At 46.1% G+C, this 13,617-nt stretch carries 13 protein-coding genes and 1 pseudogene; 6 read left to right on the plus strand and 8 right to left on the minus strand.

Translation table 11 applies throughout. The features are described from left to right. Positions 1–777: 777 nt before the first annotated feature. The 6 genes from PX636_RS06455 to PX636_RS06480 all read right to left on the minus strand — a co-directional run bounded on the left by PX636_RS06455 (position 778) and on the right by PX636_RS06480 (position 5,374). Positions 778–1,035 (minus strand): type II toxin-antitoxin system HicB family antitoxin, encoded by a 258-nt coding sequence (locus tag PX636_RS06455; protein ID WP_002771759.1) that lies wholly within the window; start codon positions 1,033–1,035, stop codon positions 778–780. Then, positions 1,032–1,226, minus strand: coding sequence for a type II toxin-antitoxin system HicA family toxin (locus tag PX636_RS06460; protein ID WP_012265576.1), 195 nt, complete (start codon positions 1,224–1,226; stop codon positions 1,032–1,034). The genes PX636_RS06455 and PX636_RS06460 overlap by 4 nt, the downstream gene beginning before the upstream one ends. A 303-nt stretch (positions 1,227–1,529) precedes the next feature. Next, positions 1,530–2,750 carry an efflux RND transporter periplasmic adaptor subunit gene (locus PX636_RS06465; RefSeq protein ID WP_002796679.1) on the minus strand — a complete coding sequence of 407 codons (1,221 nt, stop codon included), beginning with the start codon at positions 2,748–2,750 and terminating at the stop codon, positions 1,530–1,532. 43 nt (positions 2,751–2,793) lie between these two features. Beyond that, a complete protein-coding gene (locus PX636_RS06470; RefSeq protein ID WP_002737463.1) occupies positions 2,794–3,015 on the minus strand; it encodes a DUF4327 family protein in 222 nt (73 codons plus the stop codon). A 168-nt stretch (positions 3,016–3,183) separates the two neighbouring features. Further along, positions 3,184–4,071 carry an acetylglutamate kinase gene (gene argB, locus PX636_RS06475; RefSeq protein ID WP_002775610.1) on the minus strand — a complete coding sequence of 296 codons (888 nt, stop codon included), beginning with the start codon at positions 4,069–4,071 and terminating at the stop codon, positions 3,184–3,186. Between the two features lie 79 nt (positions 4,072–4,150). Continuing rightward, positions 4,151–5,374, minus strand: coding sequence for a M20 metallopeptidase family protein (locus tag PX636_RS06480; RefSeq protein WP_288116542.1), 1,224 nt, complete (start codon positions 5,372–5,374; stop codon positions 4,151–4,153). Between the two features lie 703 nt (positions 5,375–6,077). On the opposite strand from PX636_RS06480, the gene cpcB reads away from it, so the two are divergent. The 6 genes from cpcB (at position 6,078) to PX636_RS06510 (ending at position 11,696) form a co-directional block, all read left to right on the plus strand. After that, positions 6,078–6,596, plus strand: a complete 519-nt coding sequence (gene cpcB / locus PX636_RS06485) for a C-phycocyanin subunit beta (RefSeq protein ID WP_002735500.1) — start codon at positions 6,078–6,080, stop codon at positions 6,594–6,596. A gap of 66 nt (positions 6,597–6,662) precedes the next feature. After that, positions 6,663–7,151, plus strand: a complete 489-nt coding sequence (gene cpcA / locus PX636_RS06490; protein WP_002736555.1) for a C-phycocyanin subunit alpha — start codon at positions 6,663–6,665, stop codon at positions 7,149–7,151. Positions 7,152–7,270: 119 nt separating this feature from the next. Further along, the gene (locus tag PX636_RS06495) at positions 7,271–8,086 is read left to right on the plus strand and encodes a phycobilisome linker polypeptide (protein WP_002796676.1); all 816 of its coding nucleotides are present in this window, start codon (positions 7,271–7,273) and stop codon (positions 8,084–8,086) included. Between the two features lie 45 nt (positions 8,087–8,131). After that, positions 8,132–9,010, plus strand: coding sequence for a phycobilisome linker polypeptide (locus PX636_RS06500; RefSeq protein WP_125730182.1), 879 nt, complete (start codon positions 8,132–8,134; stop codon positions 9,008–9,010). Between the two features lie 137 nt (positions 9,011–9,147). After that, complete coding sequence (gene ribBA, locus PX636_RS06505) at positions 9,148–10,824, plus strand: bifunctional 3,4-dihydroxy-2-butanone-4-phosphate synthase/GTP cyclohydrolase II (RefSeq protein WP_002796674.1); 1,677 nt, start codon at positions 9,148–9,150, stop codon at positions 10,822–10,824. A gap of 107 nt (positions 10,825–10,931) precedes the next feature. Next, a complete protein-coding gene (locus PX636_RS06510; protein WP_002796672.1) occupies positions 10,932–11,696 on the plus strand; it encodes a Uma2 family endonuclease in 765 nt (254 codons plus the stop codon). A 57-nt stretch (positions 11,697–11,753) separates the two neighbouring features. Here PX636_RS06510 and PX636_RS06515 read toward each other — a convergent pair whose 3' ends face one another. Both PX636_RS06515 and PX636_RS06520 read right to left on the minus strand, forming a co-directional pair. Next, complete coding sequence (locus PX636_RS06515; protein ID WP_125730184.1) at positions 11,754–12,812, minus strand: D-alanine--D-alanine ligase family protein; 1,059 nt, start codon at positions 12,810–12,812, stop codon at positions 11,754–11,756. Between the two features lie 232 nt (positions 12,813–13,044). After that, a pseudogene (locus tag PX636_RS06520) lies at positions 13,045–13,617 on the minus strand (hypothetical protein); the annotation flags it as partial.

Here is a 13,617-nt window from a genome sequence, read left to right on the forward strand (position 1 = left end):
GCACAAAGTTTTTGGAGATCATTGCGGGTTGTCCCTTGATTGTCCATCCAATAACGAACACAAGAGTTACGCACAAACTGAGAAGTTTTGATAGCTTCATCAAGCTGGTGATATTGCTCTGGTGTTCCGTTTTTTAACTTGGCTTCTACGACTAGCATCTAACAATTCTCGACCATTGGCTAAGTTAAGTATAAAACAGTTTACTCACAGATGGTAGAATTAAACCGATGCTCCGTTGCTGATATTCTGGTCGGATTTCATCCCCCGCAAAGGTGAGTGTCTTGTCGAAAAATATAGCGGGGGCATTCATCCGACATTTTAGGTAAGGATTTTGGGGACTGAAAAGCCGCTCGATCGAGAAAATATTAAAGGGGATGGGAAGAAATTACTTTATTTTGGTGATTTCTGGCAATAATTGACCATAAAGATCAAGAGAAAGGAGATTTTTTTTCACCAAAAAGAAAGCCCCATTTTGGCTCAACCTAGAATAACAGCCACAATCACTACTATAGGCCAATTATCACTATTAACAAGAAGTTTTTTCGGATTATTACCATTGGCATCAGACTGTAAAGCTTGACTCACTTGTGTCATTATTTTAATCTTATCCCGGTTCACTCCTGACGTAAAAACTAAAAAATAGGTTAGAGTTCCAGCAATGATAGCTAGTCTTCAGGAATAGACCTGTGCGAAAATTAAATTTGTGAGAAAAAAGAGCAAGACAACCCGTGCGATTGCCCTGTCAATCGTAGCTGATCAGGTCGCCCTTGTTCTTCGTCAGTGAAACCCCAGCAGTTTTTGGGTAGTCGGCAAGAACCCTCCTGCAGCGACTCCAACCAATCCGACTTTAGTTGTGGGTTCTGGAATGGTTTCCCCGCGTTCTTGCAAAACTTCAAGGTAAAGTTCAATCGCTTCTTTAATATTTTCCTGAACCTCTTCAAAGGTATCTCCAATACTCACGCAACCGGGCAAGTCGGGAACCATTGCTCCCCAGTTTGTTTCGCCTTGTTCGTAAATGACGGCATACTCTTTCATCGTTTATCCTCCAATTGAGCTTGTTTCCAAATCGATGCTAATGTTCCTTTCGGTATGTCGTCCCCAGACTTGCCAGGAACAACCACGATTCCTGGCTTTGTTTCATGGGCAAGGATACGATGGCTCCCGCGCATTCGGATCTGATACCAACCATCAGCTTCTAATCGTTTGAGTACATCACGAACTTTCAATCATCCCCTCCCTTGTCTCCGCCCATCGGGTACTTGATTGTAGATTATCAAGGGTATTGTGGCTACTTATAATAATGAGACAATTTATCAAATTTTCGGTTCGAGAAATGAGCGAACGGTGAGTCACTAACCGACCTATAGCGGTTCTCGCATCTGTGCGGCACACTTAAACCTTTGCTGATTAAGCTGTTCAGGATCGGGAATGTACCTCTTGTGAATCAGAAACGCTATATCTCAAACCTAACAGCATCAAAACTTTGATCCCTGGGGCGATGGGATCAAAGCTGCCTGCCCCTGGTTTACTCAAGGATTACTTAGGATACTGACCCGGACTTTTTCACCATTTTGCAAAGGTTTACTACTATTAACGACGAAACGCTCCCCCGGTTCGAGTCCAGTGATAATTTCTACTTGACCGTCAAGCGCTTGACCGAGACGAACGGGACGTTTTTCCACTTGCGAGTTAGACTCGGAAAGGACGAAAATTGCCGAGGATTCCCCTTGACTGACAATTGCTGTTTCGGGAACAATCACCTGAGGGGCAGAATTATTATTAAACCGTACCCGGGCCAATAATCCCCCTTTGATTAAACCATCCCCATTGGGTAGAGCAATCTCCACGGGAATCCGCCGGGCCGTGCCTTGGCTGAGGGGAAAAATCCTGGTGATGCGACCGGAAAAATTTCTCTCACCGAAAGCATCAAGGCTGACATTAACCTTTTGTCCTAAATTAATCGTTTTTAAATCCAATTCCGATAATAATACTACCACCTTGACCTGTTGAAAATCGCCAATTTTGAGGACTTCATCGCCGATACTGACTAAATCCCCCGGCTCTTTCAGTTTTTCGATCACTATCCCCGTCGCTGGTGATTTAAGAATAGCGTAGGCCTGACGTTGTTGTTCCTGAGCGATGACCGATTTTTGGGCGGCAATTCTCCCGATAATTGCCGCCACTACCTGCTCCTCGACTTTAATTCTCGATCTGGCGCTATTAACGGCTTTTAAAGCCACTGCCGCCGCAGTTTGGGCTGTTTCACCCTGTTGTAGGGGAATCGCCCCTTCTAGGGCTAATTTTTGCAGGCGCTCGCCATCATTTTTGGCCTGTTGGTATTGTAGTTGTAGGCGCTCCACTTCAATTTCAGCGTTACTGACTTCAATTCTCGCCCGGGCTAATTCCGCTTCTAGGGCCGACAGGGCGGATTTTTCTTGCCGGACAACGGTGGCAAGGAGACGATCATCAACATGAGCGAGGATTTGTCCTAATTGCACCTCATCTCCCACATCGACGACGAGATTAAGTAACTGACCGGTGGCTTGCGATCGCAGAGAAACCACTTTCAAAGGTCGGGTAGTTCCCGTGTAATCAAGATTGCGTCCGATGGTTGCCAGTTTAGCGGTGGTGACGTTGACGGTAGTAGTACGGGCCGCTGGTGGCGGTGGTTGGGTTTCGGTCCTGGGAGAACAACTCGCGCTTAAGGATAAGATAACCAGAGCGGAAAGGATAATCGGAGTCGATCCCATGGCGATAATCTTGGTAGAAAGCTGCTTTTGAGTCGATGGTCGCTTATTCTTCGTCCCAAGCTTCTACCGCTACCACTTCGCTGAGAGGGTCTTGCATGGAGAAACCGAAATCGAGCAACTCCTGCTTCCAGTATGCCCACTCATCTCCGTATAAAAGAGCCAGTTTCCAGATACTATCGCTAGGTTTGACTACTTTTGCATCTATCCACTTGCTAGCCTTGCGTTGAAACTTCACCATCGGGTGAGCTACAGCTTGTTTGGTCATAAATTCAATTGCTATGAATACTTCGGATTTTGCGCTTCCCGACTAAACTAACTCAAGACTAAGACTTTTGCCATTACAAAGGAGCGAGAAGCGCGTTTATTAACTTACTTTTACACCATATCTGTGGTTTTGGGCAAGTCTTTTTAACCAAAAGTACGGTAATTACTACTATAGATTAGTATAACCGGAGGCCACAATCATGGAACCGATGCCTCGATCGGTGAAAATTTCCAGTAAAAGGGCGTGGGGAAGACGACCATCGATAATATGAGCGGCCTGAACTCCCTGAGCCAGCGATCGCACACAGCAGCCAACTTTGGGAATCATCCCGCCGGCAACGATACCTTTTTGAATCAACTCCCGGGCCTGTTGGATATCCAATTTAGCCAATAAAGTGGAAGGATCCTTATAATTCTCTAAAATTCCGGCTGTATCGGTCATCAAAATCAGTTTAGCTGCCCCTAAAGCCGCCGCTATTTCTCCGGCTACCGTATCGGCATTGATATTATGAGCTTGGCCGGTTTCATCGGCGGCCACACTGGAAATCACGGGAATATAGCCACTATTGACCAAGGATTCGACGAGGCTAGTATCGACACTGCTCACTTCTCCCACAAAACCAATACCCTCTTTACCCACGGGACGAGCAGTGATCAGATTGCCATCCTTACCGCATAATCCTACCGCTTTACCGCCGGCTTGATTGATCAGGGCAACAATTTCTTTATTGACGCGTCCCACCAGCACCATTTCTACCACATCCATGGTGTCGGCATCGGTGACGCGTAAACCGTCTTTAAATTGGGGTTCAATGCCTAATTTATCCAGCCAACTGTTGATTTCCGGACCGCCGCCGTGGACAATAACGGGACGAACCCCCACACAGGAGAGAAAAACGATATCTCGCATGACCGTGTCTTTGATAGCGCTGTTATTCATGGCCGCGCCACCGTATTTAACCACTACGGTGCGACCGCGAAATTCTTGTATATAGGGTAGGGCCTCGCTGAGGATTTTCACCCGTTGGGCATCGTTTTCCTGGATATTATTATTCATGGGTTTTTTTACTCGTCTGATTCAGTGATCAGTTTAGCGGTTTCAGGTTTGACAAAAACTGTTCACCTTGAACGGATTTCTAGAAAGTCTTAGAGTTGCCGAATTTTTCGACGCAACGGACAAAAATCTCGACTCCCATGGTTAACACCGATTCATCAAAATCAAAACGGGGATGATGGTGGGGATAGGCTAATCCTAATTCGGGATTGGCGGATCCCAAGAAGAAATAACAGCCCGGTACTTCCTGTAAAAAGAAGGACATATCTTCCCCTCCCATGGTTTGACATTCGGGAACGATTCCGGCTGGGGTTTCCACCACTTGTGCGGCGATGGAGCGCACTAATTCCGCCATCTGATCATGATTGATTACCGGGGGATACAATTGCCAGTAATCGAATTGATAACTAGCCCCCTGACTTTGGCAGATGCCCGCGATAATTTCTTCCATCCGTTGTCGGAAATAGCCCCCTAACTGGGGATTGAAATAGCGCACCGTCCCACTGAGATTAGCACTATCGGCGATCACGTTTCTAGCGGTTCCCGCCGCTAATTTGCCCACAGTCACCACGGCAGCATCGAGGGGGTTAAGGTTGCGGGCGACGATGGTTTGCAAGGCGTTGACGATTTGGGCCGCCACCAGTAGTGAATCGACGGTTTGATGGGGAATTGCCCCGTGGCCGCCCCGGCCTTGAATCTGGAGATCGAAACATTCCACCGCCGCCATTAAGGGACCATTTTTCACGCCCACTGTCCCTAAAGGCAGATTATTCCAGAGATGCAGCCCGATAATTCCGTCCACGTCGGGATTTTTCAGCACTCCCGCTTCGATCATCGGTTTCGCCCCCCCTGGCCCCTCTTCGGCGGGTTGGAAAATAATTTTTACTGTCCCCTTGACATCGTGACGGTTTTGTGCTATGTAAACTGCCGTGCCGAGGGCGATCGCTGTGTGGCCATCGTGACCACAGGCGTGCATTTGGCCCGGATGTTGGGAACGATAGGGGACTTGGTTTTCTTCGGCGATCGGTAGTGCATCCATATCGGCCCGCAGGGCTAAAACCGGCCCCGGTTGACTGCCTGCGATGGTGGCGACAATTCCGGTGCCGGCGATGCCGGTTTGATGGTCAATTCCGTATTTAGTCAGGGTTTGACTGATTAAGGAGGCGGTGAGATGTTCTTGAAAGCCTAGTTCTGGTTTTTGGTGTATTTGTCGGCGCCAGTGGACTAATTGCGGCTGCAGGCAACGAATGGCAAGGCGAATTTGAGGGCAATTTAAGCTATTAGGAACGGGAAAGGAGGAAATCATCGGGTTCGGACGGCTAGATTTTTTGAGCACCGATTTCTAGTTTAACGTCAGGAGGCAGGAGTCGGTCGTCGGTCGTCGGTCGTCAGGAGACAGGATTCAGGAGATTGCCTTTATTTATTCTCCCTTCTCCCCACACCCTACACCCCACACCCTACACCCCACTCCCCACACCCCACACCCCACTCCCCACTCCCCCACTCCCTTCTTTACAAAACTTCATCGTAATTGGAGGGCTGGAAAGGGCAATCCTTGGGCAATAGGGGAAGGGAAAGCGGGGAAATATTAAAAAAAACTTAAAATTTTTATCTTGCTGCCCTTTATACCCTTAAAGCCTTGCTGTCTCTGATTTCCCGACGGTGAGAGGCTTTGAGCCATGGTCAGGAATTGATGACCAACTCGATCGAGTCATTGTTAAGTGACCGTTACAAAAAGACAGCAAAAAACTTAATAATATGTAACAAACAAAGTTTCGACAGCAGTGTATAAATTTAACTTGAGGGGCCAAGATAACAGACAAAAGTTAAGCTGGATACTTGTTTAACCTCCTTAGGTGATTTATGAGAGAGCCGTGAAGTTTTTTCAGGTTTCTTAAAGTAAATCGCAACAATCACGGTCAAGGCTCGTCCAGACTCACCGTGAAATCCCTTAAGAGGGAAAATTTTAATTGCAAGCAAATCCCATTTAAATTTAGGAGATTGTCACAATGTTTGACGCATTCACCCGGGTAGTATCCCAAGCTGATGCTCGCGGCGAATATTTAAGCTCTTCCCAACTAGACGCTCTGAGCGCCATGGTTGCCGACAGCAACAAACGGATGGACTCTGTTAACCGGATCACCAGTAACGCTTCCACCATCGTTGCCAACGCCGCTCGTAGCCTGTTCGCTGAACAGCCCCAACTGATCACCCCCGGTGGTAATGCCTACACCAGCCGTCGTATGGCCGCTTGCTTACGCGACATGGAAATCATCTTGCGTTATGTTACCTACGCTACCTTCTCTGGCGACGGCAGTGTTCTCGATGATCGTTGCTTAAATGGTCTGCGCGAAACCTATGTAGCTTTAGGAGTACCAGGAGCTTCCGTAGCTGCTGGCGTAAGCAAAATGAAAGAAGCGGCTTTATCCATTGCTAACGATCGCAACGGTATCACCCCCGGCGATTGCAGTGCTTTAATGTCTGAAATTGCCAGCTACTTCGACCGCGCCGCCGCTGCTGTCGCCTAGTCCCTGGGGCTAGTCTCAATTAAACCGTAGGAAACTTATTGCAAGATTATTGGGAGATACCAAACAATGAAAACCCCCCTTACCGAAGCCGTAGCAGCCGCTGATTCTCAAGGTCGTTTCTTAAGCAGCACCGAAATCCAAACTGCTTTCGGTCGTTTTCGTCAAGCTTCTGCTGGACTCAGCGCCGCTAAAGTGTTGACCGAAAAAGCCAATTCTTTGATCTCTGGCGCTGCTCAAGCTGTGTACAACAAGTACCCCTACACCACCCAAATGCAAGGGGCTAACTTTGCGGCGGACCAACGCGGTAAAGAAAAATGCGCTCGTGACATCGGTTACTACCTCCGCATGGTGACCTACTGCTTAGTTGCTGGTGGAACCGGTCCGATGGACGAGTACCTCATCGCTGGTATCGACGAAATCAACCGCACCTTCGACCTGTCTCCTAGCTGGTACATCGAAGCTCTCAAATATATCAAAGCCAACCATGGTTTAAGTGGCGACCCTGCGGTAGAAGCCAACTCCTATATCGACTACGCTATCAACGCTCTCAGCTAGTCCGATCGAAAAAACTGCTGGTCTGGAAAGACAGGAGGTTGTTAGCAAAAGGGTTAGCAATCACCTGTTCTTCCAGACCTTGTTATATCCATTAAAGGTTAGTTTCAGGAGGATCGACGATGACTAGCTTGATAGCGGCCCAAAGACTGGGATTTGAACCCTACAACGGTTCCCCCCGCTTGGAATTACGCTCCACCGACAGTGATGAACAGGTAGAAGTGGTGATCCGCGGGGCCTATCGACAGATCTTGGGCAACGAGCATCTGATGTCCAGCGAGCGCCTGATCAGCCTAGAATCCCTCTTACGCAATCGTTCCATTAGCGTCAGGGATTTTGTTCGGGCGATCGCTCAATCAGAACTATATCGGCAGAAATTTTTCCACAGCAATCCCCAAAATCGCTTTATCGAGTTGAATTATAAACACCTGCTCGGTCGCGCTCCCTACGATCAAGCCGAGATCGCTGTCCATAGCGATCTCTACAATCAACAGGGTTACGAAGCAGAAATTAATTCCTATTTCGATTCCCCCGAATACAACCAACATTTCGGTGAGAACATTGTCCCCTACTATCGCGGTTTCGCTACCCAGACGGGTCAGAAAACCGTCGGTTTTAGTCGGCTGTTCCAAGTCTATCGCGGTTATGCGACCAGCGATCGGGCGCCGTTAAAAGAGGGAAAACTGACCAGGGAACTAGCCTATAACAGTGCTTCCCCCGTTTATATTAACGGAACTGGTCAATCCTTAACCGGATTAGCTGGGGGCGATCGGGGCAAATTCTATCGCTTGCGCGTGGTGAGTGGCGCAAAAGCGGGACGACAAACCCGTGTGCGTCGCAGTGTGAGCGAGTATCTCGTTGCCTACGAGCAACTATCGAACAAATTGCAAGAAATCAACCGTCAAGGCGGCCAGGTAATCGAACTGATCCTCGCCTAGCTTTGAGCGGTCAGAAAATGATCATTTTTTTGTAGGAGAACTTTAGTGGCAATTACTACCTCAGCTTCCCGTTTAGGGACAACCGCTTTTAGCGAAGTTGCTCCCGTGGAATTACGTCCCGATTGGTCCCGTGACGACGCACAGGCGGTTATTCGCGCCGTCTATCGTCAGGTGCTAGGCAATGACTATATCATGCGTTCCGAGCGCCTTACCAGTGCCGAATCCTTACTCTGCAACGGTTCGATCACCGTGCGGGAATTCGTCCGCGCCGTGGCCAAATCGGAACTGTATAAGAACAAATTCTTCTACGGTAACTTCCAAACCCGCGTCATCGAACTTAATATCAAACATCTTTTAGGTCGCGCTCCCTACGATGAGTCGGAAGTGGTCTATCACCTCGATCTCTACGAAAACAAAGGATTCGAGGCCGATATCGACTCCTACATCGATTCCGCCGAATATACCGAAAACTTCGGCGATAGCATCGTTCCCTACTATCGCGGTTTCGCCAGCCAACCCGGTCAAAAAACCGTGGGATTTACCCGGATGTTCCAACTCTATCGCGGTTATGCCAACAGCGATCGCTCTCAGATTGCCGGCAAAACCTCCCGTTTAGCGGTGGAATTAGCTCAAAACGGTGCTTCGGCAGTAGTCGGTCCGTCCGGTGGCAGCGATGGTTGGGCCTATCGTCCCTCTGCTCAACGCAACACCCCCAGTAAAGCTCTTGGTGGTAGTGTGGCCTATGGTGATGTGGGTAAGCTCTATCGCGTGGAAATTGCCGCCATCAGCAAACCGGGTTATCCCAGTGTCCGTCGCAGTAGCAAAGCGGTTATCGTCCCCTTTGAACAGTTAAATAACACCCTGCAACAGATCAACCGTCTCGGTGGCAAAGTTGCCAGCATCACCCCCGCTAGTTTGAACTAATTTTCTAGCTTAAGATAGCTAAAAGTCTCCCGGGCAGCCGTCAGGTTCACCGGGAGACTTTTTTCTAGGGAACTGGCAGAAATTGACCCTCAGCAGATCGGGCAAACCTGTAGAATGAAAATAATTCCCTCGTTTTAATGCCTGTGACTGTCACTTCGATCGCTTTTGACTCTATCGATACTGCCTTAGCGGAAATCAAAGCCGGACGTGCCATTGTCGTAGTTGATGATGAGAATCGCGAAAATGAAGGAGATCTAATCTGTGCAGCCCAATTTGCCACCCCCGATCTGATTAACTTCATGGCAGTGCAAGCTCGCGGTTTAATCTGTCTGGCAATGACGGGAGAGCGTCTTGATGCTCTCGAATTACCCTTGATGGTGACAAAAAACACCGATAGCAATCAAACCGCTTTTACCGTTAGCATCGATGCCGCTCCCCATTTAGGGGTTAAAACTGGCATTTCGGCAGAAGATCGGGCGAAAACCGTGCAAGTTGCCATTAATCCGGTCACTCGTCCCGACGATCTCACCCGTCCCGGTCATGTCTTCCCGATTCGTGCTAAAGCCGGTGGGGTCTTAAAACGTGCCGGTCATACGGAGGCGGCCGTGGATCTAGCTCGGTTAGCCGGGTTGTATCCGGCGGGAGTTATCTGTGAGATCCAAAATCCCGATGGTTCCATGGCCCGTTTACCGCAACTATTTGAATACGCTCGTCAACATAATCTCAGGTTAATTAGCATTGCCGATCTGATCGGTTATCGCTTAAAACACGATCGCTTTGTCCATCGGGAAACGGTCTGTGATTTTCCCAGTCAATTCGGCACTTTTCAGCTTTATGCCTACCGAAATTTATTAGATCAAACCGAACACATCGCTATTGTGAAAGGCGATCCCGCTCTCTTTGGTGATCAACCTGTAATGGTACGAATGCACTCGGAATGTCTGACCGGGGATGCCTTGGGATCCTTGCGTTGCGATTGTCGGCAACAGTTACAAAGTGCCTTAAAAATGATTGAAAACAACGGTTTAGGGGTGGTGGTTTACCTGCGACAGGAAGGACGGGGAATTGGCTTAATTAATAAGCTAAAAGCCTATTCTTTACAGGATATAGGACTAGATACGGTGGAAGCCAACGAAAGGTTAGGATTTCCCGCCGATTTGCGCGATTACGGCATGGGAGCGCAAATGCTCAACGATTTGGGGGTGAGAAATATTCGTTTAATTACCAATAATCCCCGTAAAATTGCCGGATTAAAAGGCTATGGTTTGGAAATAGTCGAGCGAGTACCTTTGCTGATCGAGGCTAATGATTATAATTCCAATTATCTAGCCACAAAAGCGGAAAAGTTAGGACATCTATTCCTACAAACCTATCTAGTCACCATCGCTCTCAGTTGGGGGGAAAATCCGCCGTCAATTTCGCAAAGATATCATCAATTGGAGAAATTACGGCAGTTAAGTCGCGCTAATCAATTATCTCTCCAAGAAGAAACCCGACCGGTAGCCAATGCCCTTTTTGATCGCGCCCCTTTGATCGTACATTTAGGTTTAGATATTCGTCAGGGTGTTAGCAGTAATTGGTATAAAAATCCTTCCCATCCTTATCTTCTGGTTATTGACAAGATATTAAATGACATTAAAGATTGGTCGGAAATTGAACGCTTAGAATTTTTAATTTCCGACGGAGACGATTCGATGACGGGATTACAAATGAAACTCGATCGTCAAAAAATGTCCGATGAAGATTTCTCACAATTACCACAATTAGCTACCCAAATTATCTACAGTTTTACTCGTGATTCAGCCAAAAATTAGTTTTCTATGACCATACTGTTGCCTCTTGCCTCATCTCAACAAGCAATTTAAATATTTAACAGCTTAACAGTTATAATTAAACCAAGCTAGTATAACGGGGAAAAACTATGACAACTCTCGACATTTTACCAGAAGTTACCTGTCCCCCCACCGATTTATGGAGTGATGAACCACCTTTGGAAAGTGATCTACATCTACAACAGATCATAATTCTTCTCAGTTGTCTAGAATTATTATGGCAAGAGAAAAACGATTACTACGCTTCCGGTAATCTGACTATCTACTATAACGAAGAACAACTGAAAAAGCGCGATTTCTGTGGTCCTGATTTTTTTGTGGTTTTAGATACGGAAAAACGTCCCCGCAAAAGTTGGGTAGTCTGGGGAGAAGGGGGTAAATATCCCAATGTAATCGTGGAGATTCTTTCCGATTCTACGGCCAATATTGACCGCACTAAAAAGAAAATTCTCTATCAAAATACCTTTCGCACTCCTAATTATTTTTGGTTTGATCCTAATACCTTAGAATTGCAAGGATTTAGATTAATTGCGGGACAATATCAGGCTATTGCTGCTAATGAAAACGGCTATTTATGGAGTGAACAATTAGAACTCTATTTAGGCATATTTGACCGTAAACTGCGTTATTTTACCACCGATGGTCAATTGGTTCCCACTCCCCAAGAAGCTGAATTAGAGCAAAGACAAGCAAAGGAACAGATTCTTTTAGAAAGGGAACAGATTCTTTTAGAAAGGGAACAGGAACGACAAGCGAAGGAACAGGCTATCCTCGAAAAAGAACAAGCTATCTTGGAAAGGGAAAGATTAGCCCAAAAATTACGAGAATTGGGCATTGATCCTGAAACTATCTAATTGATCAATATCTCTAAGCTAGGTAATTCCTATCCTAGAAATGGTGGTAATTTAACCTTATTTTTCCTGTCTTTCTAAAGCTAATTGTACTAACTTATCGACCAATTTATCAAACTCTAAACCGGTGGCTTTCCAGAGTTGGGGATACATACTAAAATTAGTAAACCCCGGCAGAGTATTAATTTCATTGATCAACACTTCCCCAGTATTTTCTACATAGAAAAAATCCACCCGCGACAATCCCGCAGCATCCACAGCTTTAAATGCTTCTACAGCCATTTCTCGCACTTGATTAGCAATTTTATCAGGAATATTAGCGGGAATCACCATACTCGATCGCCCGTCAGTATATTTAGTTTCGTAGTCATAAAAATCACTATCAAAAGTAATTTCTCCCACCAAAGAAGCTTGGGGATTATCATTACCTAAAACCGCACATTCGATTTCTCTTGCGGTTACTCCTGCTTCAACAATAATCCGTCGATCATAACTAGCAGCACTATCTAAAGCAGCCTCTAATTCTTGCCGGTTGCGTGCTTTACTAATACCCACCGAAGAACCTAAATTAGCCGGTTTAATAAAACAGGGATAACCTATTTCCTCGGCGATTTGATCGCACAATTGCGGAAAAATACAGGGATTTGACCACACTTGCGAGCGGGTTACAGCCTTATACTTAACTTGGGGTAATCCAGCGGCTGCAAAAGCAGTTTTCATGGCAATTTTATCCATTCCCAAGCATGAACCCAGGACCCCACTACCCACAAAAGCAACCCGCATGAGAGTGAGTAATCCTTGCAAAGTGCCATCTTCTCCATTCGGTCCGTGGAGAATTGGAAACCAAACCTCGATTTCCCTCACTTCTGGGGGAAATTGCCAGATATTGACTTTTATATTACTCTCAATAGCTAGGGGTTGCCCAGAGGTTAAAATTTGTCTAGCAGTTGCTGCCGAATGCCAACAGCCATTTTTATCGATATAGAAGGGGATAACTGCGTATTTGTCAAGATTTTCGGGGTAATTAAAAGCTTGCAGGATCGATCGAGCCGAATTGATAGATACCTCGTGTTCTCCCGATCGACCACCAAACAACAATCCTACCTTGATCTTATCCATATTATCCTCTCTAGACCCAGCTAGATCCTAAATTAGAGTTCAACTATCATATATACTATGGGCGGAGTTGACAATAGTTGCCAATGATTTAGATGCGGCTGTTCCTCGTGAGATAGGAGTTTTGGCAAAACCTCAAGATAAATTAATTATCGCTCATGATGAGATATGGTCGTTCTTTCCCTAAAAAAATGGATAATCACTTTGGAGCTATTCACCCCCCGAAATTGAATGATTATTTAGCTAATTTTTCCAGTTTTTTCTTAGTTTTCTGAAGTTTTAAGGCTAAATTACCATGATGTTCGGGATAGTAAACGTGCAAGAATTCGATAAAATCCTCGATGGTACAAGGTTGATGAAATCCCCCTAAGTTACCGTGGAATTCTTGGTGAATTTCTTCTTTAATAGTCACCAAATTCAGATCTAATGTCGCTAGATGGGGATATTTCTGGGCAGAGTAAAGATGATGGACAGCGAGATTAAATTTATTATTTCTATCCGGTTTTTGCCCTGTCACCTGACAAGTGTTTTTATCTCTAGTTTTAGCTCGTTTTTTAGCCTTTTCAATCTCGATTTTTTGTTTGGTATCGTCATCTAGATTTTCCTGAATTTCTTTAAAGGCAAGAGGAAACTCGATTTCAATCATTTTACACATTTCTTGGCGCGATTTATTCGTCAAAGTTTCACTCATGGATTTAGAAATGCGAACAACTCCACTTTCAGAGAACCAAAACTCTCTTTTTTCATCTTCGTAAAAATCTACTCCTATTTTTAAAGGACGAACTTCTGTTTTAGTATTTTTGATTAC

This window comes from Microcystis sp. M53598_WE2 (assembly GCF_030067735.1).
GTDB classification, from domain to species: Bacteria; Cyanobacteriota; Cyanobacteriia; order Cyanobacteriales; family Microcystaceae; genus Microcystis; species Microcystis aeruginosa.